The sequence below is a fragment of the Pseudomonas sp. CVAP#3 genome (assembly GCF_018986375.1).
Taxonomy (GTDB): domain Bacteria; phylum Pseudomonadota; class Gammaproteobacteria; order Pseudomonadales; family Pseudomonadaceae; genus Aquipseudomonas; species Aquipseudomonas helvetica.
In genome coordinates this window covers 18,876-41,065 of the sequence record NZ_JAHMSC010000023.1, presented here as the reverse complement: position 1 = coordinate 41,065, position 22,190 = coordinate 18,876, and the positions used below count along the sequence as shown (strand labels likewise).

Here is a 22,190-nt window from a genome sequence, read left to right as displayed (position 1 = left end):
CTCATGACCCTGCTCAAATTCAGCGATGTGTCCCTTGCTTTCGGCGCTATGCCGTTGTTGGACAAGGTGTCCTGGCAGATCGCCCGTGGTGAGCGGGTGTGCATCATCGGCCGCAACGGCACTGGCAAATCCAGCATGATGAAGCTGGTCAAGGGCGATCAGAAGCCTGATGACGGCTCCGTCTGGCGCGCACCAGGCCTCAAGATCGGCGAATTACCGCAAGAACTGCCGGTGGCCGACGAGCGGACAGTGTTCGACGTGGTTGCCGAAGGCCTGGACGGTGTGGGCGAGCTGCTCGCGCAGTATCACCACCTGAGCCAGAACATCGTCACCGACGCAGATCTGGACAAACTGATGCACGTCCAGCACGACCTCGAAGCTCGCGATGGCTGGCGTTTGCAGCAATTGGTCGACAGCACCCTGAGCCGCCTGCAATTGCCGGCTGACAAAACCCTCGCCGAATTGTCCGGCGGCTGGCGTCGTCGCGTCCTGCTGGCGCAGGCCCTTGTTTCCGAACCGGATCTGCTGCTGCTCGACGAACCGACCAACCACCTGGACATCGGTGCGATTGCCTGGCTCGAAGAGGCGTTGAAGGATTTCCAGGGCGCCGTGCTGTTCATTACGCACGACCGTTCTTTCCTGCAAAACCTGGCAACTCGCATCCTGGAACTGGATCGCGGCGGCCTGATCGACTGGAACGGCGACTACGCCAGCTTCCTCGTTCACAAGGAAGCCACGTTGGCCGCTGAAGAGACCGCCAACGCGTTGTTCGACAAGAAGCTGGCTCAGGAAGAAGTCTGGATCCGCCAGGGCATCAAGGCTCGTCGCACCCGTAACGAAGGTCGCGTTCGCGCTCTCAAGGCGCTGCGCGTCGAGCGTAGCGAGCGTCGTGAGCGGACCGGCAAGGCCAATATTCAGCTGGATACCGCTGACAAGTCCGGCAAGCAGGTGATGGTCCTCGAGAACGTCAGCTTTGCCCACCCGGATGGCCCGTTCCTGATCAAGGATTTCTCAATGGTCCTGCAGCGCGGCGACCGTATCGGTCTGCTGGGCGCCAACGGTACCGGCAAAACCACCTTGTTGAAGTTGATGCTCAGCGGTTTGCAGCCGACCAGCGGTACGGTTGAAGAGGGCACTCGCATCGATGTGGCCTATTTCGACCAGCTGCGCCATCAGCTGGATCTGGAAAAGACCGTGATCGACAACGTCGCCGAAGGTCGCGACTTTATCGATATCGACGGCCAGAGCCGTCACGTACTGAGCTACCTCGGTGACTTCCTGTTCAGCCCGCAGCGTGCCCGCACGCCGGTCAAGGCGTTGTCGGGTGGTGAGCGTGCGCGTCTGTTGCTGGCCAAGTTGTTCAGCAAACCGGCTAACCTGCTGGTACTCGACGAACCGACCAACGACCTCGACGTGGAAACCCTCGAGCTGCTGGAAGAGGTCTTGCTGACCTTCAACGGCACTGTGCTGATGGTCAGCCACGACCGGGCATTCCTCGACAACGTGGTCACCAGTACCCTGGTCTTCGAAGGTGAAGGCAAGGTTCGTGAATACGTCGGTGGTTATCAGGACTGGCTGCGTCAGGGTGGCTCGCCGCGCCTGCTGGGCGTGACCGAGAGCAAGTCCGGCAAGGCCGACCTGAACTCTGCGGTCGTCACCGCAGCGCCTGCACCAGTGGTCGCTCAAGAAGCGCCAGTGGCCAAGAAAAAACTCAGCTACAAGCTGCAGCGTGAGCTGGAAGCGCTGCCGGGCGATATCGATGCCAAGGAACAGCAGATCGCCAAGGTGCAAGCCGAAATGGCCGATGCGGGTTTCTATCAGCGTCCTGCTGCCGAAACCGCCAAGGTCATCGCGCAGCTTGAGCAACTGCAAGCGGAACTCGATGCACTGGTCGAGCGCTGGGCCGAGCTGGATGCCTGATTGATCCTGTTATGAAAAAGCCCGGCGTTCAGTAATGAGCGCCGGGCTTTTCATATGGAATGCGGTTTTATGTGGGAGCTGGCTTGCCTGCGATGGCATCACCTCGGTCTTTGCATTGCCTGTAATGGCCCCATCGCGGGCAAGCCCGGCTCCCACACTGGATCTCCATTTGGACGTATTCAGCTTTTGATCAGGCGCACCGCCAGCACATCGCAAGGTGCTCCGTGCAGTACGTCATTGGCGGTGGAACCCAGCAGCAGTGCGAGGCCGTGGCGGCCATGACTGCCCACGACGATCAGGTCACACTCCTGTTCCTTGGCCATATGATGGATTTCCTGGCGTGGCTGGCCATAGGTCAAGTGGCTGTATTCTTTGGAAAGTTCAGGATATTTGTTGATCAGGCGCTCGAGGCGCTCCTTGGCCTGGTCGAATTGCTGTTGCTGCAATTGCGACAGGTCCATCGGCACGTCACCACCAAAGGCCATGGCCATCGGTTCGACAATATGAACCAGGGACAATTTGGCACCGTTGCTGACCGATAACTCGCGAGCACGGTGAATCACAGGATCGCACTCTTCGGTTAGATCTACGGCGACCAGAATATGGTGGTAGGGCATGAGGTGCTCCTCCTGAGGATTGCGATAACGGTAAGTATGGCTGGTTTCAAGCGGATTGGTTCTGACAGGGGTCAATCCGCCCATCAAGAATCGGGAGTACAGATATGACGGTCTGGATAGTGGTGTCAATCCTCGCAGTGGTGCTGAGCCCGCTGGCATGGCTGCGGCCTTCGCGTAAACAGGGGGGGCAGATGGCTTTGCGCATGGAGGCGCGGCGTATTGGCCTGGCCATGCAGCTGGCACCGCAGGAGTGGCCGCATTGGCTGGAGCCAGCGCCGCCCAGCCCGTGTGCGCAATATCATCGTCCGCGGCGGGGCAATAAACCGGCGTGCTGGATTTGTTGGCAAAGTGCGCCTGGCGTGTGGGTCAATCAATGGCGAGAGGTTTGTCAGGATGAGTCGTTGCTGATTCATTTCCGGAAGTTGCCGGCCAACGTCTACAAGGTTGAGGCCGACAAGCAAATGATCACGTTGTATTGGGGGGAGCGGGGCGAGGCCAGTGTGTTGAATGAGATCGATGCCGTGCTGAAGGCATTAGCCTGAAACGCAGCTCCTACACACAGGCAATAAAAAGCCCGACATCGTCATCGGGCTGGAGTGGCCAGGCAGGCCGGTAATTCGCTGAATCGTCACGCTGTCCAGGGCGTGGCGTTGATCTTGCGCTTGGCGTTCGCCATAAGCGCTTCTGTTTTTCGTTTATCGTCCCCGGCCAGCGTAGCTTGTATTTCGAGCTGCGCAGCTAATTAGGGCGACGTTTCTAAATATTGATTCTATGAATGGTTGCACATGCATCCGCGTGTTGCAGGTCTTCGTGGTACGGATATGACTGCAAAGTCGAGTGATAACCCGTCTTTTGGGCGATTGACAATTGTCGGAAATTCCGTGAAGGTGGCGTACCCAAATCAAACGGGCGTATGAATTGAGCGTTTGTATTACAGACGGCTCCTACAGAATCCCGACTATCGCGTTGGCGGGTGTGCCTGGTGGGATGGCGTTAGCATCGACGGTAACGTCCATGCCGAGCCAGAACGTCAGCGTCCGACGTGTACTGTTCAGCTTCCATATCGTGGAGATCAGTTGATGATTTACGAAGGTAAAGCCATCACGGTTAAGGCTCTTGAAAGTGGCATCGTCGAATTGAAATTCGACCTCAAGGGTGAGTCCGTCAACAAGTTCAACCGTCTAACCCTGAACGAACTACGTTCGGCCGTAGACGCCATCAAGGCAGATGCGTCGGTCAAGGGTGTGATCGTCAGCAGTGGCAAGGACGTATTCATCGTCGGTGCCGACATCACCGAATTCGTCGACAACTTCAAGCTGCCGGATGCAGAGCTGGTTGCTGGCAACCTCGAAGCCAACAAGATTTTCAGCGATTTCGAAGACCTCAATGTACCAACCGTGGCCGCGATCAACGGCATCGCTTTGGGTGGCGGTCTGGAAATGTGCCTGGCGGCGGACTACCGCGTCATGTCCACCACGGCCAAGATCGGTCTGCCGGAAGTCAAACTGGGCATCTACCCAGGCTTCGGCGGTACCGTTCGCCTGCCGCGCATCATCGGTGCCGACAACGCCATCGAGTGGATTGCCGCCGGTAAGGAAAACCGTCCGGAAGATGCGCTGAAAGTCGGCGCAGTCGATGCGGTGGTCGCTCCAGAGAAGCTGCAGGAAGCGGCCCTGGAACTGATCAAGCGCGCCATTTCCGGCGAGTTCGATTACAAGGCCAAGCGTCAGCCGAAGCTGGAAAAGCTCAAGCTGAACGCCATCGAGCAAATGATGGCTTTCGAAACCGCCAAAGGTTTCGTGGCCGGTCAGGCTGGCCCGAACTATCCGGCGCCGGTTGAAGCGATCAAGACGATCCAGAAAGCCGCGAACTTCGGTCGCGACAAGGCTCTGGAAGTTGAAGCCAACGGTTTCGTCAAACTGGCCAAGACCTCTGCTGCGCAGAGCTTGATCGGTCTGTTCCTGAACGATCAGGAACTGAAGAAAAAAGCCAAGGCCTACGACGAAATCGCCAAAGACGTGAAACAGGCTGCCGTACTCGGCGCCGGTATCATGGGGGGCGGTATTGCTTATCAGTCGGCGTCCAAAGGCACGCCTATCCTGATGAAGGACATCAACGAGCACGGTATCGAGCAGGGGCTGGCTGAAGCCGCGAAACTGCTGGTTGGCCGCGTTGATAAAGGCCGCATGACCGCAGCCAAAATGGCCGAAGTGCTCAACGGCATCCGTCCAACCCTGTCCTACGGTGATTTCGGCCACGTCGACCTGGTGGTCGAAGCCGTTGTCGAGAACCCTAAGGTCAAGCAAGCGGTATTGGCCGAAGTCGAAGACAAGGTCAAAGAGGACACCATCCTCGCGTCGAACACCTCGACCATTTCCATCAGCCTGTTGGCCAAGGCCCTCAAGCGTCCGGAAAACTTCGTCGGCATGCACTTCTTCAACCCGGTGCACATGATGCCGCTGGTTGAGGTCATTCGTGGCGAGAAGTCCAGCGAGCTGGCCGTTGCCACCACCGTTGCCTACGCCAAGAAAATGGGCAAGAACCCGATCGTCGTCAACGACTGCCCGGGCTTCCTGGTCAACCGCGTTCTGTTCCCGTACTTCGGCGGTTTCGCCAAGTTGGTCAGCGCCGGTGTGGACTTCGTCCGCATCGACAAGATCATGGAAAAATTCGGCTGGCCAATGGGGCCGGCGTACCTGATGGACGTGGTCGGTATCGACACTGGTCACCACGGTCGTGACGTGATGGCTGAAGGCTTCCCGGACCGCATGAAAGACGACCGTCGTTCGGCCGTTGACGTGCTCTATGAAGCCAAGCGCCTGGGCCAGAAGAACGGCAAGGGCTTCTACGCCTACGAGACCGACAAGCGCGGCAAGCAGAAGAAAGTAGCCGATCCGTCGGTACTCGAAGTGCTCAAGCCAATCGTCTTCGAACAGCGTGAGGTAACCGACGAAGACATCATCAACTGGATGATGATCCCGCTGTGCCTGGAAACCGTGCGTTGCCTGGAAGACGGCATCGTCGAAACCGCTGCCGAAGCCGACATGGGTCTGGTCTACGGTATTGGTTTCCCTCCATTCCGTGGCGGTGCACTGCGCTACATCGACGCAATCGGTGTTGCAGAGTTCGTTGCCCTGGCTGACCAGTACGCTGATTTGGGCGCGCTGTACCACCCGACCGAGAAGCTGCGCGAGATGGCCAAAAACGGCCAGAGCTTCTTCGGTTAAGCGCCCACACTAGAGCGAGAGTGAAATTATATGAGCTTGAATCCTAGAGACGTCGTGATTGTCGACTTCGGTCGTACTCCGATGGGCCGCTCCAAGGGCGGCATGCACCGCAACACCCGCGCCGAAGACATGTCGGCACACCTGATCAGCAAGTTGCTGGAACGCAACGTCAAGGTCGACCCGAGCGAAGTCGAAGACGTGATCTGGGGCTGCGTGAACCAGACCCTGGAGCAGGGCTGGAACATCGCCCGCATGGCGTCCTTGATGACTCAGATCCCGCACACGGCTGCCGGCCAGACCGTCAGCCGCCTGTGTGGCTCCTCGATGAGTGCACTGCACACCGCAGCGCAAGCGATCATGACCGGTAACGGTGACGTATTCGTGGTTGGCGGCGTCGAGCATATGGGTCACGTCAGCATGATGCACGGTGTCGATCCGAACCCGCACATGTCGCTGTACGCGGCGAAAGCCTCGGGCATGATGGGCCTGACCGCTGAAATGCTCGGCAAAATGCACGGCATTACCCGTGAGCAGCAAGATGCCTTCGGCGTGCGTTCCCACCAACTCGCCCATAAAGCGACGGTGGAAGGCAAGTTCAAAGACGAAATCATCCCGATGCAGGGTTACGACGAGAACGGTTTCCTGAAACTGTTCGACTACGACGAAACCATCCGTCCGGAAACTACCCTGGAAAGCCTGGCGGCGTTGAAGCCGGCGTTCAATCCAAAGGGTGGCACCGTGACAGCCGGTACTTCGTCGCAGATCACCGATGGTGCTTCGTGCATGATCGTGATGTCGGCGCAGCGTGCACAGGACCTGGGCATCCAGCCGATGGCGGTGATCCGCTCGATGGCAGTGGCAGGTGTGGATCCGGCGATCATGGGCTATGGTCCAGTACCGGCGACACAGAAAGCACTGAAGCGTGCAGGTCTGGGTATTGCCGATATCGACTTCTTCGAACTCAACGAAGCTTTCGCTGCACAGGCACTGCCAGTGCTGAAAGATTTGAAAGTGCTCGACAAGATGAACGAGAAGGTTAACCTGCACGGCGGCGCGATCGCCCTGGGCCACCCATTCGGTTGCTCCGGTGCACGTATCTCCGGCACCCTGCTCAATGTAATGAAGCAGAATGGCGGCACTTTCGGTGTATCGACCATGTGCATTGGCCTCGGCCAGGGCATTGCCACCGTCTTCGAACGCGTTTAAGCGATTCGTCGACGGAAGCCGGGGCCATGTGCCCCGGTTTTTGTTTTTCTGAAGATTTTTTTTGTTTTTTATTTCAAGTGATTTGAGTGAGGGCCAGACCATGCCGATACAACCAGGGCTCTACCAGCATTACAAAGGTCCGCAGTACCGCGTATTCAGTGTTGCGCGGCATTCCGAGACCGAAGAAGAAGTGGTCTTCTACCAAGCCCTGTATGGCGATTACGGCTTTTGGGTGCGTCCCTTGAGCATGTTCCTGGAGTCGGTCGAAGTTGACGGCGAACAGGTCCCACGCTTTGCTTTGGTGCAGGCCGAACCAAGCCTTTTTTCAAGGCCATAAGCTGAGCGCGCGCAGAACCCTGCGCTTGACCTCACCTTGTTGCCACTATATATAGCGGTGCCGCGTCAGGCGCCAACCGCCTTTCACTTCTAGAATTCAGGAATTTTCTGATCCATGGGCAAATCGCTGGTCATTGTGGAATCCCCGGCTAAGGCCAAGACCATCAACAAGTATCTGGGTAACCAATACGTGGTGAAGTCGAGTATCGGCCATATCCGAGACCTGCCCACCAGCGGTTCGGCTAGCGCCAGCAAAGAGCCTGCTGCCAAGCGCGGCAAGGCTGCTGCTGGTGAAGTGCCGGCGCTGTCGCCTAAAGAAAAGGCGCGCAAGCAGCTGGTCTCGCGCATGGGTGTCGATCCCGATCATGGCTGGAAAGCCAAGTACGAGATCCTCCCGGGCAAGGAAAAGGTCATCGAAGAGCTGCGCCGGCTCGCCAAAGATGCTGACACCATCTATCTCGCAACCGACTTGGATCGCGAGGGGGAAGCCATTGCCTGGCACCTGCGCGAAGCCATCGGTGGTGATGACAGCCGCTACAAGCGCGTGGTGTTCAACGAAATCACCAAGAAGGCGATTCAGGAAGCCTTCTCCCAGCCGGGCGAGCTGGATATCGATCGGGTCAATGCTCAGCAGGCGCGTCGTTTCCTCGACCGCGTGGTGGGTTACATGGTTTCGCCGCTGCTGTGGGCCAAGATCGCTCGCGGTCTGTCTGCCGGTCGTGTGCAATCGGTAGCCGTGAAGCTGGTGGTGGAGCGTGAGCGCGAGATTCGCGCGTTCAATCCGGAAGAGTACTGGGAAGTTCACGCGGACCTCGGCACTGCCAAGGGCGCCAATGTGCGTTTTGAAGTGGCCCGTGAAAACGGCGAAGCCTTCAAGCCGCTCAACGAAGCCCAGGCCATGGCTGCGCTGGAGAAGCTCAAGGCTTCCAGCTACACCATCGCCAAGCGCGAAGACAAGCCGACCAGCAGCAAGCCGTCGGCACCGTTCATCACGTCCACACTGCAACAGGCTGCCAGTAACCGCCTGGGCTTCGGCGTGAAGAAAACCATGATGATGGCCCAGCGTCTGTACGAAGCTGGCTACATCACTTACATGCGTACCGACTCGACCAACCTCTCGGTTGATGCCGTAGCGATGGCGCGTACTTATATTGAAGGTGAGTTCGGTAGCAAGTACCTGCCGGAAACGCCGAACGTCTACAGCAGCAAGGAAGGCGCGCAAGAAGCTCACGAAGCGATTCGTCCTTCTGACGTGAATACCGATCCAAGCAAGCTGTCGGGCATGGAACGTGACGCTGAGCGTCTCTACGAGCTGATCTGGCGCCAATTCGTCGCGTGCCAGATGCTGCCGGCGAAATACCTGTCGACCACCGTCAGCGTCGCTGCTAGCGGCTTCGAGCTGCGTGCCAAGGGCCGCATCCTGAAGTTCGACGGTTACACCCGCGTCATGCCGCAAATGGCCAAGCCTGGCGACGACGATGTGCTGCCGGACATGGCGCAAGGCGATGTGCTGAAGCTGATCAAGCTTGATCCAAGCCAGCACTTCACCAAGCCGCCGGCGCGTTACTCGGAAGCGAGCCTGGTTAAAGAAATGGAAAAACGCGGTATCGGTCGTCCTTCGACCTACGCGGCGATCATTTCGACTATCCAGGACCGCGGTTACGTCGCGCTGCACAACCGTCGTTTCTACTCGGAAAAGATGGGTGACATCGTCACCGAGCGTCTGTCCGAAAGCTTCTCGAACCTGATGGACTACGGCTTCACCGCCGGCATGGAAGAGAACCTCGATGACGTCGCCCAGGGCGAGCGCGACTGGAAAAACGTGCTGGACGAGTTCTACGGCGACTTCAAGAAGAAACTCGAAGTAGCCGAGAGCGCGGAAAACGGCATGCGTGCCAATCAGCCGGTCATGACTGACATTCCGTGCCTCACCTGCGGTCGTCCGATGCAGATTCGTACCGCATCGACCGGTGTGTTCCTTGGTTGCTCGGGCTACAGCCTGCCACCAAAAGAGCGCTGCAAAGCCACTGTCAACCTGGTGCCGGGCGATGAAATCGCTGCGGACGACGAGGGTGAGTCGGAGTCTTTGGTGCTGCGTGGCAAGCATCGCTGCCCGATCTGCAGCACCGCGATGGACGCTTACCTGCTGGATGAGAAGCGCAAGCTGCACATCTGCGGTAACAACCCGGATTGCGCAGGTTACGAGATCGAAGAAGGCAGCTATCGCATCAAGGGCTACGAAGGTCCGAGCCTGGAGTGCGATAAGTGCGGCAGCGAAATGCAGTTGAAGACTGGTCGTTTCGGCAAGTTCTTCGGTTGCACCAACGCGACCTGCAAGAACACCCGCAAACTGCTGAAGAGCGGTGACGCTGCACCGCCGAAGATGGATCCGGTGAAGATGCCCGAGCTCAAGTGCGAGAAGGTCAATGACACCTACATTCTGCGTGACGGTGCTTCCGGCCTGTTCCTGGCGGCGAGCCAGTTCCCGAAAAACCGCGAGACCCGTGCTCCGCTGGTGATCGAGATCGTGCCGCACAAGGATGAGATCGATCCGAAGTACCACTTCCTCTGCGCGGCGCCGAAGAAAGATCCGGATGGTCTCCCGGCAGTGATCCGTTACAGCCGCAAGACCAAGGAGCAGTACGTGCAGACCGAAGTCGAAGGCAAGCCTACCGGTTGGAAGGCATTCTACGACGGTGGCAAGTGGGTGGTTGAAGACAAGCGCGTAGCCAAATAATCGGGCAATGCGATGCCAAAGGCCGCATGCGAACCCTCGGGTTTTCATGCGGCCTTTTGTTTTGTGCTTGCGGTCGGCTTGTCTGATCCATGACACTGTCAGACCTGCATTACGCGTCTTATTTCGTTGTGGAGACTGCCGTCATGGCCTTTGAGCTCTATACCCGTACCAATCAGAAAATTTACTTTGCCGGTCTGTCGCTTGAGGCGCTGGCCCGGGCGGAAGAGGGGCGGGCAATGAATTCCCTGGCGCTGATCCAGGCCGGGCGTGAGTCAGCGTTGTTTCACTTGTACGGCGCACTGCTGGGCTTGTGTCATGAGATTGCCGGTTTTTACCGTTTGCCTCAGGCCAATGCACCGCGAGCAGAATTGCTGCTGACTCGTGAAGTGCTCGAGACCATCGCTATTCCGGAAATGGCGGAGATGGTCGAGTTGGCGAATAACCCTGAAACCTGGCTGGCAAAGCTTTTGGCTGCCCATGCCGCGCTGTTTCAGCCGCCACGCGTGCCGCACAAGCCTAAGGGCGACGTGACCCAGCCGCTGATCATGGCGGTTAACCTCGATGAAGAAGAGACGCCTCAAGAGTTGAGTCGGGAGGAGTTGGAAAGCTGGCGTCAGAACCTCAAAGACCTGGCGATTCGGTTTCGCGAAGGGTTGAATGAGTGCTGAATCTGCGCACGGAACGCTGAGTGTTCAGTGATGGCCATGGATCAGGGATGATCTTTAGCATGGGTTTCGGTGACGTGCTGCCGGTCAAGATCCCGAGCGAAGCTGCGCTGATGACTATATAATCCCCGCCTTTCGTGGAGAACAGACCTTTATGCCAACGTCCTTTCTAGAAATTGTCGAACTGCCAGACGGTCGTATTGAGCTGCGCAGAGCTGAGGACGAGGGTTCTCTGGTGACTTTGAACTTCTCTGAAGACGCCAAAGCGTTCCTGCAGGGCCAGCACGTTGAAGTCGCCAAGGCGATGTTGAGCGTGGGTGTGCAGATGGCTGGACGCTTGGTTGAAGGCGAATTCGACAAAGAAGAAGGGCCGCGGATTCTTCATTGATTCCGTTCGTCGGCTTTTCGTAGGGCATCATTTCACGTCGATGTTACAGATTGGCTTCTCTGTCCTGGAGAAGCCCTGCGCTTTTCAAGTGCACAGTGAGTGTCGCTTAGCCCAGCCGAATATTCAGACTTTGAGCATCCCCGGTACGGGCGGCGCTGATCAGCTGTTGGCGCGCGCTGGAGTTCAGCGGGTTCAGCCAGCTTACAACGGTGTGACTGCGGCCCAGGCGCAAGGCTTCGCAAGCCAGTTGCTGGGCGCTTTGTGTTCCCCGTGGTTGCAGCAACAGAATGCGTTCGCGGTTCAGGCCGGCATCTCGCAGCCAGGCTTGAGTCAGGCTGGCAGGTGGAGCGATCAGTGTCAGCCAGCGAGCGTCCTTGTCCTGGCTTAACTCTCTGAGGATGGGGGCCAGAAGGTTCAGGCAGCTCCCAGCCGCACCACGCAATGACAGCTCACTGAACACTTCGGGTTCGGCGCTCCAGGGTGACTCGACCACGTCTTTGAGAGTCGGCGCCAACGGCTGTGCCATGAACGCTTCGAACAGCGGAAGTTGTGTGTGCTGTGGTGTGTGAGGGAACTGCATAACGCCTCCTTTAGCGGCGAATGACGCCGACACTCAAGCCTTCGATCACCAGGTCCTGATCTTTCAGGTTCACTTCGATCGGGGCAAACTCGGGGTTTTCGGCAATCAGCCAGACCTTGCTGCCGTCGCGCTTGAAACGCTTGACGGTCACTTCGTCGCCGATCCGCGCAACCACGATCTGGCCGTTACGGGCCTCGCGCGTGGTATGCACGGCGAGCAGGTCGCCGTCGAAAATTCCCACGTCCTTCATGCTCATGCCGTGAACGCGCAACAAATAGTCAGCGCGTGGATGGAAGAAGGAAGGATTGATGTTGCAGGATTCTTCGATGTGCTGTTGAGCGAGAATCGGAGCGCCGGCAGCAACCCGGCCAATGATCGGCAAGGTGGACTCGTCGGCCTTGGCTTCGAAGCCCGGGATGCGAATACCGCGTGAGGCGCCGGGCGTCATTTCGATTGCTCCCTTGCGCGCCAGTGCCTTGAGGTGTTCTTCCGCAGCATTGGGCGACTTGAAGCCAAGCTCCAGGGCGATTTCTGCACGGGTCGGCGGATAGCCGTTGTCTTCGAGGCAACGTTTGATAAAAGCCAGAATCTCAGCTTGGCGTGGCGTCAGTTTTATCATGTCGATCGCTCTGTCTTTTTATACAGTGACTGGGATTATATACAGTGGAGTGGTCTTGGCAATCCTCCTTTTTTATCCGACCGCTGGACGGTCGGTTTACAGATCGTAAGCTTGCTGCTTGTAGGACTGGCTACAGCTCCCGACTTGTATGGTTAAATAGCTGACCGACCGTTCGCAAAACGAACAGGCAGGCTTGACAAGGCCCAGGCTGAAACGTATGTTTCAAACAAGTGTTTGTCAGGCGGAGTAGCCATGGCCCAGTCGGAAACCGTTGAACGCATTCTCGATGCTGCCGAGCAGTTGTTCGCGGAAAAAGGTTTTGCCGAAACTTCATTGCGGCTGATCACCAGCAAGGCTGGGGTCAATCTGGCGGCAGTGAACTATCATTTCGGCTCAAAGAAGGCCTTGATTCAGGCAGTCTTCTCGCGTTTTCTCGGGCCTTTCTGCATCAGCCTCGATCGTGAGCTGGAGCGCCGTCAGGCCAAGCCGGACAGCAAACCGAGCCTCGAAGAACTGCTGGAAATCCTCGTCGAACAAGCCCTCGTGGTGCAGCCGCGCAGCGGCAATGACCTGTCTATCTTCATGCGCCTGTTGGGATTGGCGTTCAGCCAGAGCCAGGGGCACTTGCGTCGTTACCTGGAAGACATGTACGGCAAGGTATTCCGTCGTTACATGCTGCTGGTCAATGAAGCCGCACCGCGTATTCCGCCTATCGAACTGTTCTGGCGCGTGCACTTCATGCTCGGCGCAGCGGCATTCAGCATGTCGGGGATCAAGGCCTTGCGCGCTATCGCCGAGACCGATTTCGGGGTGAACACCTCGATCGAGCAGGTGATGCGTCTGATGGTGCCGTTCCTGGCTGCTGGCATGCGCGCAGAAACCGGCGTCACCGACGAGGCCATGGCGTCGGCCCAGTTGCGTCCTCGCAGCAAATCGGCGCCCGTCGCCGCCAAGGTTTAACGGTTCACGGGTGGGCGCGGCAGCTTACATCCGCTAAGCTAGCCGCCCATGCCGACTCTCGTTTCAGACCCGCTCGATTTCTCTTTTACCGACCACGTTCCGCCGGGCATCGCCCTTGGCGGCGAAGTCGTGTGTCTGCATCGGGCCGGGCTCTTCAAAGATGCGCCGCGCGCGCTTTTCGTTACTAAGGAATTTCTATGACTGCTGGCCTGCAAGGCTCGTTGATGGTGGACGTCGCCGGTACTTGGCTGACGGCCGAAGATCGCCAACTGTTGCGTCAGCCCGAAGTGGGCGGCCTGATCATTTTTGCGCGCAATATCGAGCATCCGCGCCAGGTCCGAGAGTTGAGTGCGTCGATTCGTGCGGTGCGTCCTGACCTGCTGTTGGCGGTGGACCAGGAGGGCGGTCGGGTGCAGCGCCTGCGTCAGGGCTTCGTGCGTCTGCCTGCCATGCGGGCGATTGCTGACAACCCGAACGCCGAATACCTGGCCGAGCAGTGTGGCTGGATCATGGCGACCGAAGTGCTGGCTGTCGGCCTCGACTTGAGCTTTGCCCCGGTACTGGACCTCGACTACCAGCGCAGTGCCGTGGTCGGTACCCGTTCGTTCGAAGGTGACCCAGAGCGGGCGGCCTTGCTGGCAGGCGCATTCATTCGCGGCATGAACAGCGCCGGCATGGCGGCTACCGGCAAGCACTTCCCTGGCCATGGCTGGGCGGAGGCCGATTCGCATGTCGCGATTCCGAATGACGAGCGCAGTCTTGAGGAGATCCGCGCCAAGGACCTCGTACCGTTCGCACGCTTGAGCAAGCAGCTGGCGGCGGTGATGCCTGCTCACGTGATCTACCCGCAGGTCGACTCCCAGCCCGCCGGCTTCTCGCGCCGCTGGCTGCAGGACATCCTGCGCGGAGAATTGCAGTTTGACGGGGTGATCTTCAGTGACGATCTGTCGATGGCCGGTGCTCATGTGGTCGGCGACGCTGCCAGCCGGATCGAAGCGGCGCTGTCTGCAGGTTGCGACATGGGCCTGGTGTGTAATGACCGTGCGGCCGCCGAGCTGGCGCTGAGCGCAGCTCAACGCCTGAAGGTTACGCCGTCTGCACGCATCGCGCGGATGCGCAACCAGTCGTTCGCCAGCACCGATTACAGGCAGGATCCGCGCTGGCTTACCGCTCTTGGCGCGCTCAAAGATGCCCAACTGATTGATTAAGGACTTTTTGCAATGACGGTTTACGCGATTATCGGTGGCACCGGCCTGACCCAGCTCGAAGGCTTGAGCATTCGCCAGTCATTGGCTCTGGACACGCCGTACGGCGCACCATCGGCCGAGATCCAGGTCGGTGAATACGCCGGGCGTGAAGTGCTGTTTCTCGCTCGTCACGGCCATCCGCACCGTTTTCCGCCGCATCAGGTGAATTATCGGGCCAACCTGTGGGCATTGAAGCAGGCGGGCGCGCAGGCGATTCTGGCGGTCAATGCGGTCGGTGGGATTCATGCCGCCATGGGCACCGGACATTTCTGCGTGCCTCATCAATTGATCGATTACACCAGCGGTCGCCAGCACACCTATTTTGCCGATGATCTGGAGCAGGTCACCCACATCGATTTCAGCTACCCCTACAGCGAACCATTGCGCGAGCAGTTGATTGCCGCGTTGGCGGCTGAAGGCTGTGCCTACAGCAGCCACGGTGTGTATGCCTGCACCCAGGGTCCACGGCTGGAAACCGTTGCCGAGATCGCCCGTCTGGAGCGTGATGGCTGCGATATCGTCGGCATGACCGGTATGCCAGAAGCGGCATTGGCTCGCGAGCTGGAGCTGGATTACGCGTGTCTGGCGCTGGTGGTGAACCCGGCGGCGGGCAAGTCGACGGCGGTGATTACCATGGCCGAGATCGAGCAGGCGCTGCATGACGGAATGGGCAAAGTGAAGTCGACGTTGGCGCGGGTGCTTAAAGGTTAAGCATTCGTTACATCGAGTCGACTCCATCGCGGGCAAGCCTTGCTCCTACAGATCCATGTTGACCGCAAATATCGCGATCGACTCAAAAACCGTAGGAGCAAGGCTTGCCCGCGATGGCGATCTTGCAGTCACCGCTAAATCTTCGATTTGTCCGGCAGTGGCGCAAACAACGCTTCGATATCGTCGCTCTGCAGCTTCCAGTCCCCGGTCGAACGCCCATCCAGTACGCCGGCCGCGAGGTCGGACTTTTCCTTTTGCAGGTGCTGGATTTTCTCTTCGACGGTGCCGCGGGCAATCATCTTGTAGACGAACACCGGCTTCTCCTGGCCGATCCGATAAGCGCGGTCGGTGGCCTGGTTTTCCGTTGCCGGGTTCCACCATGGATCATAGTGAATCACCGTGTCGGCTTCGGTCAGGTTCAGGCCAACGCCGCCTGCTTTCAGGCTGATCAGGAAAATCTGACGCTTGCCGCTCTGGAAGTCTTTCACCGGAGTGCGTCGATCGCGGGTTTGCCCGGTCAGCAGCGCGTAAGCGATGCCGCGTTTATTCAGTTCGTCTTCGATCAGCGAGAGCATCGAGGTGAACTGTGAAAACAGCAGGATTTTGCGGCCTTCTTCGAACAATTCCTCAAGCATCTCCATCAGGCTGTCGAGCTTGCCCGAGGTGCTGCCACGCGTGGGCAGGGCGGCCTCATTGACCAGGCGCAGATCGCAGCACACCTGCCGCAGCTTGAGCAGCGCTTCAAGAATGATGATCTGACTGCGCGCCACACCTTTGCGGGTGATCTCGTCGCGGACTTTCTTGTCCATGGCCAGGCGCATGGTTTCGTAAACGTCGCGCTGCGCCTCGTTGAGCTCGACCCAATGCACGATCTCGGTTTTCGGCGGCAGTTCGGTGGCGACCTGTTCCTTGGTTCGACGCAACAGGAACGGCTTGATCCGACCATTCAGGTGTTGCAGTCGTACGTCGCTGGCGCGCTTTTCGATCGGTACGCGGTAATCGCGATTGAAGCTTTTCACGTCGCCCAGCCAGCCGGGTAGCAAGAAGTGAAACAGCGACCACAGCTCGCCCAGGTGATTTTCCAGTGGTGTGCCGCTCAGGCACAGACGCTGGCGGGCATTGAGCTCTCGCGCCGCATGAGCGGCCTTGCTGTTGGGGTTCTTGATGTATTGCGCTTCGTCGAGCACTAGCACATGCAATGGCTGCGTTGCCAAGCGTTCGACATCCTTGGGCAGCAGCGCATACGTGGTGAGGATCAGGTCGTATTCGGACAAATGCTCAAAATGCTTTTTACGTCCGGTGCCATACAGCGCCAGCACTTTGAGTTGTGGAGCAAAGTGCGCCGCTTCGTCGAGCCAGTTGGGAATCAGGCTGGTGGGCATCACCACCATGCACGGCCGGTCGAGGCGGCCGGCGTTTTTCTCGGTCAGCACATGTGCCAGGGTCTGTAGGGTTTTACCCAGCCCCATGTCGTCCGCAAGGATGCCGCCGACTTCGAGTTGCCGCAGCGACTGCATCCAGCTCAAGCCTTCAAGCTGATAAGGCCGTAATGTGGCGTTCAGCCCTTCGGGTGCCTCGGTCGTGTAATCCTTGATGTCACGCAGGCGTTGGGCAAAGGTGCGGATGTGCTCGCCGCCTTCCCAAAGCAGGGGCATGTCTTCCAGCGGATTCAGGCGAGTGGCATCGGCGCTGCTCAGCCGCAACCGGGTTTCGCCGGGCTCTTGCAGGTAAAACTCGCCAAGGGTCGCCAGCACAGGCTTTAAACGACCGAGCGGCAGCGCGACCTGCAATGGGCCGTATTCGGAGTTCGGACGGTGCGGGATGTTCACCAGAATCAATTCGTCGTCGCGGCGTCTGGCCAGGCGTTCCGGGTTGAGAATCTCGGTGTGCGAGCGCATCAGGTTCAGCAGGATCGGCAGCAGGCTCAGGCGCTCGCCATTGACGATAATCCCCAGTTCCAAATCAAACCAGTCGCGCTCCGGCGCCTCTTCGACCGTGGCGTACCAGTCATCGACCGCGGTCAGGTCAAAGCCGAAGTCTTCGTCAATCTGCAGCTCCCAGCCTTGGGTGCGTAACTTGGGCAGCTCATTGAGAGTGAACGTCAGCCAGGCGCTGTCGTTGACCATCTCATAAAGTTCGCCGGCGCTTTCCGGCAAGGCTTTGCTTTGGCGGGTCGCCACTCTGAATCCAAGGATTCGCAGCTGTTCGCGGTAGGCTTTTTCGACGTCCGGCTGGCGTTTGATTCGTAGCGTTTGCTGTTCCTGTCGGATCAGGATGTCGGCATTTTTCTGTCCGCTGACGTATTCATCCAGATAGTTGAAAGACAGCGCGGCACGGTGCTGGATGTAGCGCTGCATTTTGCCGTTGCGCGGCTCGAAGGCGCTGAACTCGATGCTCGCGAGCCACAGGCGCGGCACCGGTTGCACGTTGTCCACCAGCCGTTGTGGCAAAGGTGCGGGCGTACGGTTTTCCAGGACCGCCTGCAGTTTTTCCAACAGTTCGGCATCTTTGGCGGCGGCCGGGTACTCAAGGGTTTCCTGGACTTTGAGCAGCACTGCAGCGCAATGCTTGCAGTTAACGCGCACCGGGCAACTGCACGTTGCATCGACCAACAACAGAGTGCCTTTGGCGGATTCGCGCAGCGTTATGGTCTGGCGGTAAACATTGCCGCCAGAGCCTTCGCAACTGGCGGTGATGGTGCTGTCGCCGGCCTCGACGATCCTGACGCGATTTTCCAGTGCGTAGCGGCGGCCACGCTCCAGGCTTTGTTCCTTGAATCGACTGACCCAGGAAGGGGCCAGGGGTTTGCTCAGGTTCGGGGGCATGGGGACTTCAATCAGTCCGGGAGAACGTCAGGGACTGGCGGACGCGCAGGTGCAGTCAGCGAAGTGATTTTGATCAGCAGCGCCAGGTGGCCGTTGTCGAGGTAGTTGAGCTGACCGTTTTTAGTGTGGCTTTGCTGCTTCAGGCGTTCGCTGGCGGTAACCCGGCCATAGGTATCGAACTGGTTGACCCAGAAGTTCGCGTCAACGTCGGTGAAGCGCCCGAGCTTCAGGTTCAGCGTGCCTTCGATCGGGAACTGGCCGAATTGCTCCTTGCCGTCGCTGATCGAGACTTTTCTCGCGTCCTCGCCAAGACTCTGTTGCCAGGATTTGTGCAGCAGCACCGTGTAATCGCTGCTGGTGCGCAGTTTTTCTGCTTCGGTATTCAGGCTTGGGGTGCGCAGGCTGTCGGCACTGACCGGTCGTGCACCGGCAGCCCAGTCCTCCGGCGCGGTGCGGCTGACAATGGCCGGCACGGCGTTCTGGCGGAACAGGATCATTTCAACCTGATACAGGCTGTCGGCAAACGCCGTCGGAGCAACGAGGGTCAACAACAGGGTCAATGAGCGAAACAGGCGCATGCGGCGTCCTTCAAGCAGATTTTGGAGTGAGGCGCTCAAACAGCGCCTCCACTGTATTAAAGCGCTCTTCCGGGCGCTCCATCGGCACCATGAATTTGAACATCGTGGCGCCTTCGAATTTGTAGCGGTTGGGTTGGCCCTGGATCAGCTTGATCAGCACCAGCGGATCGACCGGCGTTTGTGCGCCGAACTCGATACGACCGCCTTGCGGGCCGCCGTCGACTTTCTTGATCCCCAGTTGCTCGGCCTGCAGTTTCAGCAAGGTCATGCGCACCAGGTTCTTGGTCGGTTCCGGCAGCAGGCCGAAGCGGTCGATCATCTCCACTTGCAGGTCCTTGAGGCCATCCTCGTCGGTCGCCGAAGCGATGCGTTTGTAGAGGATCAGTCGTGCGTGGACGTCCGGCAGGTAGTCTTCCGGGATCAGCGCCGGCAAACGCAGGTTGATTTCCGGACCACCACCCAGCGGTTGATCGAGGTTGGGTTGTTCGCCCTTGCGGATGGATTTCACTGCGCGTTCGAGCATTTCCATGTACAGGGTGAAACCGACGGCCTGGATCTGCCCGCTCTGACCGTCGCCCAGCAGTTCGCCGGCGCCACGGATTTCCAGGTCGTTGGTGGCCAGCACAAAGCCTGCGCCGAGGTCCTGGGTATTGGCGATCGCTTCCAGGCGTTTTTCCGCGTCTGGCGTGATCTGTTGGCGCGGCGGTGTCAGCAAGTAGGCGTAAGCCTGGTGGTGACTGCGACCGACGCGGCCACGCAATTGATGCAGCTGCGCCAGACCGAACTTGTCGGCACGCTCGATGATGATGGTGTTGGCGCTCGGCACGTCAATGCCGGTCTCGATGATGGTCGAGGCGATCAGCACGTTGAAGCGCTTGTGGTAGAAGTCGCTCATCACCTGTTCGAGTTCGCGCTCGCGCATCTGCCCGTGGCCGATGCCGATCCGTGCTTCCGGTACCAGTTCGGCGAGGTCGGCGGCACATTTCTCGATGGTTTTCACATCGTTGTGCAGGTAATAGACCTGGCCGCCACGCAGTAACTCACGGAGCAAGGCCTCTTTGACCGTGCTCTTGTTCTGTTCCATGACGAAGGTGCGCACCGACAGGCGTCGCGCTGGCGGCGTAGCGATGATCGACAGATCGCGCATACCTGACACCGCCATGTTCAGCGTGCGCGGAATCGGCGTGGCGGTCAGGGTCAGGATGTCGACTTCGCTGCGCAGGGCCTTGAGCTGTTCCTTCTGACGAACACCAAAGCGGTGTTCTTCGTCGATGATCACCAGCCCGAGGTTTTTGATCTTCACGTCGTCTTGCAGCAGTTTGTGCGTGCCGATGACGATGTCGATCTTGCCTTCGGCGAGGTCGGCAACGGCGGCATTCACTTCTTTGGTCGACTTGAAGCGGCTCATCACTTCCACGGTCACCGGCCAATCGGCGAAGCGGTCGCGAAAGCTGTTGTAGTGTTGTTGGGCGAGCAGGGTGGTCGGCACCAGAATCGCGACCTGACGTCCGCCGTGCACAGCAATGAATGCCGCGCGCATTGCCACTTCGGTCTTGCCGAAGCCGACGTCGCCGCAGACCAGTCGGTCCATTGGTCTCGGCGCGAGCATGTCTTCGCGCACCGCGTCGATGGTGGTTTGCTGGTCCGGGGTTTCTTCGAACGGGAAGCCGGCGCTGAAGGTTGCGTAATCGGCTTTCGGATCGGCGAAGGCATAACCTTCGCGAGCCGCGCGGCGAGCATAGATGTCGAGCAGTTCGGCGGCGACGTCACGCACCTGTTCGGCGGCTTTGCGTTTGGCTTTCTGCCAGGTCTCGGAGCCGAGGCGGTGCAGCGGCGCCAGTGCATCGTCGCTGCCGGTGTAGCGGGCGATCAAATGCAGGTTGGCCACCGGCACATAAAGCTTGGCGCCCTCGGCGTATTCGAGGGTCAAGAACTCGGCAGCCTGGTTTTCGATTTCCAGGGTCGCGAGGCCCAGATAACGGCCAACGCCATGATCGATATGCACCACCGGCGCGCCTTCGCGCAGCTCGGTGAGGTTTTTGATCACGGCATCGTTATTGGCATCGGCGCGTTTCTCGCGACGACGGCGCTGCATCACTCGCTGACCGAACAGCGGGCTTTCGGCGATCAGCGCCAGGGCCGGATCGTCCAGCACCAGGCCTTCGTCCAGCGGTGCGATGGTGATCGCCAGGCGTTCTTTGCTGGCGACGAAATCCGGCCAGCTGTCGACGGTTTTCGGTCGCAGTTTCAGGCGTTCCAGCAGTTCCAGCAGCACTTCGCGGCGACCGGCCGATTCGGCGGTAAACAGCACGCGACCGGAAAACCCATCAAGGAAATTCGACAGCGCTTCCAGCGGCTGGTTGGCCTTGGCTTCGATGGCCAGGTTTGGCAACGGTGTAGCGGGAAAACGTTCGCGGCCGACACCGCTTTCGACGTCTTGCTGGCTGGCGACCACCCGTGGCCAGCTCTTGAGACGTGCGAAGCAGTCTTCCACCGGCAGGAACAGTTCGGCCGGCGGCAACAATGGCCGGGATGGATCGACGCGGCGCTCTTCGTAGCGGTTGCGCACGTCGTTCCAGAAATTCTCCGCCGCCTGTTCGATGCCCGGCAGGGAGAACACCTGGGTGTCCTGCGGCAGGTAGTCGAACAGCGTGGAGGTTTCATCGAAGAACAGCGGCAGGTAGTACTCGATACCGGCCGGTGTAATCCCGCTACTCAGGTCCTGGAAGATCGGGCAGCGGCGGAAATCGACATCGAAGCGCTCACGAAAACGTGCCTTGAAGCGGGTCACGGCTTCCTTTTGCAGCGGAAATTCTTTGGCGGGCAGCAGTCGGACCGATTCGACCTTGTCGATGGAGCGCTGGTTTTCCGGGTCGAAGGTCCGCAGGGTCTCGATTTCGTCATCGAACAGGTCGATGCGGTAGGGCAGTTTGCTACCCATCGGGAACAGGTCGATCAGTGCGCCGCGTACCGCGAATTCGCCGTGCTCATAAACCGTGTCGACACAGCGATAGCCGCTGGCTTCCAGTCGCGTGCGCATTTGCTCGACGTCGAGCTTCTGGCCGATGTCCAGCACCAGGCTGCTGCCGAGCAGGAACTTGGTGGGAGCCAGGCGATGTAGGGCGGTGGTGATCGGCACTACCAAAACGCCATGGCTCAGCTCGGGCAGCCGATACAGGCTGGCGATGCGCTGGGATATGATGTCCTGGTGCGGCGAGAACAGGTCGTAAGGCAGGGTTTCCCAGTCCGGGAAATGCAGCACCGGCAAATCGGGGGCGAAGAAACTCAGCTCCTGTTCCAGCCGTTCGGCACTCTGGCTGTCGGCGGTCAGTAGCAGGGTAAAGCGCTTGGCAGCGCTGGCGGCCTCGGCAATGGCCAGGCTCAGGGCGGCACCGGGCAGGTTGCCCCAGTGCTGTTTACCTGCCGCGGCAGGGAGAAGCGGTAGACGCAGGACGGGCACGGAAGGTTGAGCTCCAGCGTTGCGACAAAGTCGGTAATTGTAGCGGGCGAAGGTGCCGGCTGTCAGTTGCAGACTACCGCCGACGAAAGGAAAAGCATGTTGCGATAGGCGTGC

The 22,190-nt window shown here is 59.0% G+C and carries 17 protein-coding genes; 11 read left to right on the top strand and 6 right to left on the bottom strand.

Annotated features, from left to right (window positions below; translation table 11 throughout):
- Positions 1–3: 3 nt before the first annotated feature.
- Positions 4–1,920 (top strand): ATP-binding cassette domain-containing protein, encoded by a 1,917-nt coding sequence (locus KRR23_RS26265; protein WP_216744814.1) that lies wholly within the window; start codon positions 4–6, stop codon positions 1,918–1,920.
- A 179-nt stretch (positions 1,921–2,099) separates the two neighbouring features.
- Here the strand turns inward: KRR23_RS26265 and KRR23_RS26260 are convergent, their stop codons facing one another.
- Positions 2,100–2,537 (bottom strand): universal stress protein, encoded by a 438-nt coding sequence (locus KRR23_RS26260; RefSeq protein ID WP_019689573.1) that lies wholly within the window; start codon positions 2,535–2,537, stop codon positions 2,100–2,102.
- Positions 2,538–2,641: 104 nt separating this feature from the next.
- Between KRR23_RS26260 and KRR23_RS26255 the strand changes: the two genes are divergently transcribed.
- The 7 genes from KRR23_RS26255 (at position 2,642) to KRR23_RS26225 (ending at position 11,096) form a co-directional block, all read left to right on the top strand.
- A complete protein-coding gene (locus KRR23_RS26255; RefSeq protein WP_216744813.1) occupies positions 2,642–3,079 on the top strand; it encodes a hypothetical protein in 438 nt (145 codons plus the stop codon).
- A gap of 537 nt (positions 3,080–3,616) precedes the next feature.
- A complete protein-coding gene (gene fadB, locus KRR23_RS26250; RefSeq protein ID WP_216744812.1) occupies positions 3,617–5,764 on the top strand; it encodes a fatty acid oxidation complex subunit alpha FadB in 2,148 nt (715 codons plus the stop codon).
- 30 nt (positions 5,765–5,794) lie between these two features.
- Positions 5,795–6,970 carry an acetyl-CoA C-acyltransferase FadA gene (fadA, locus tag KRR23_RS26245; RefSeq protein ID WP_019692749.1) on the top strand — a complete coding sequence of 392 codons (1,176 nt, stop codon included), beginning with the start codon at positions 5,795–5,797 and terminating at the stop codon, positions 6,968–6,970.
- 100 nt (positions 6,971–7,070) lie between these two features.
- Positions 7,071–7,307, top strand: coding sequence for a DUF1653 domain-containing protein (locus KRR23_RS26240; RefSeq protein WP_019692748.1), 237 nt, complete (start codon positions 7,071–7,073; stop codon positions 7,305–7,307).
- A 114-nt stretch (positions 7,308–7,421) separates the two neighbouring features.
- Positions 7,422–10,043 (top strand): type I DNA topoisomerase, encoded by a 2,622-nt coding sequence (gene topA, locus KRR23_RS26235; protein ID WP_054593192.1) that lies wholly within the window; start codon positions 7,422–7,424, stop codon positions 10,041–10,043.
- A gap of 143 nt (positions 10,044–10,186) precedes the next feature.
- Positions 10,187–10,711: a DUF6586 family protein gene (locus KRR23_RS26230; protein ID WP_123584637.1), complete on the top strand. Its 525-nt coding sequence runs from the start codon at positions 10,187–10,189 to the stop codon at positions 10,709–10,711.
- A 151-nt stretch (positions 10,712–10,862) separates the two neighbouring features.
- Complete coding sequence (locus tag KRR23_RS26225; RefSeq protein WP_019692745.1) at positions 10,863–11,096, top strand: hypothetical protein; 234 nt, start codon at positions 10,863–10,865, stop codon at positions 11,094–11,096.
- 106 nt (positions 11,097–11,202) lie between these two features.
- Here the strand turns inward: KRR23_RS26225 and sulA are convergent, their stop codons facing one another.
- Positions 11,203–11,676: an SOS-induced cell division inhibitor SulA gene (gene sulA, locus KRR23_RS26220; protein ID WP_216744811.1), complete on the bottom strand. Its 474-nt coding sequence runs from the start codon at positions 11,674–11,676 to the stop codon at positions 11,203–11,205.
- A 10-nt stretch (positions 11,677–11,686) separates the two neighbouring features.
- A complete protein-coding gene (gene lexA, locus KRR23_RS26215; RefSeq protein ID WP_054593187.1) occupies positions 11,687–12,295 on the bottom strand; it encodes a transcriptional repressor LexA in 609 nt (202 codons plus the stop codon).
- Positions 12,296–12,547: 252 nt separating this feature from the next.
- On the opposite strand from lexA, the gene KRR23_RS26210 reads away from it, so the two are divergent.
- From KRR23_RS26210 to KRR23_RS26200, 3 genes are all read left to right on the top strand, one after another.
- Positions 12,548–13,255 (top strand): TetR/AcrR family transcriptional regulator, encoded by a 708-nt coding sequence (locus tag KRR23_RS26210; protein WP_054593186.1) that lies wholly within the window; start codon positions 12,548–12,550, stop codon positions 13,253–13,255.
- Positions 13,256–13,464: 209 nt separating this feature from the next.
- The gene (gene nagZ, locus KRR23_RS26205) at positions 13,465–14,463 is read left to right on the top strand and encodes a beta-N-acetylhexosaminidase (RefSeq protein WP_216744840.1); all 999 of its coding nucleotides are present in this window, start codon (positions 13,465–13,467) and stop codon (positions 14,461–14,463) included.
- 12 nt (positions 14,464–14,475) lie between these two features.
- Positions 14,476–15,213, top strand: coding sequence for an S-methyl-5'-thioinosine phosphorylase (locus KRR23_RS26200; RefSeq protein ID WP_103315332.1), 738 nt, complete (start codon positions 14,476–14,478; stop codon positions 15,211–15,213).
- A gap of 134 nt (positions 15,214–15,347) precedes the next feature.
- Here KRR23_RS26200 and KRR23_RS26195 read toward each other — a convergent pair whose 3' ends face one another.
- Genes KRR23_RS26195 through mfd form a run of 3 tightly spaced genes read right to left on the bottom strand, consistent with a single transcriptional unit; the run spans position 15,348 to position 22,076 of the window.
- Complete coding sequence (locus KRR23_RS26195) at positions 15,348–18,038, bottom strand: DEAD/DEAH box helicase (RefSeq protein ID WP_216744810.1); 2,691 nt, start codon at positions 18,036–18,038, stop codon at positions 15,348–15,350.
- An 11-nt stretch (positions 18,039–18,049) separates the two neighbouring features.
- Complete coding sequence (locus tag KRR23_RS26190) at positions 18,050–18,616, bottom strand: CsiV family protein (protein ID WP_216744809.1); 567 nt, start codon at positions 18,614–18,616, stop codon at positions 18,050–18,052.
- Positions 18,617–18,626: 10 nt separating this feature from the next.
- Positions 18,627–22,076 carry a transcription-repair coupling factor gene (gene mfd / locus KRR23_RS26185; RefSeq protein WP_216744808.1) on the bottom strand — a complete coding sequence of 1,150 codons (3,450 nt, stop codon included), beginning with the start codon at positions 22,074–22,076 and terminating at the stop codon, positions 18,627–18,629.
- Between the last annotated feature and the right edge of the window lie 114 nt (positions 22,077–22,190).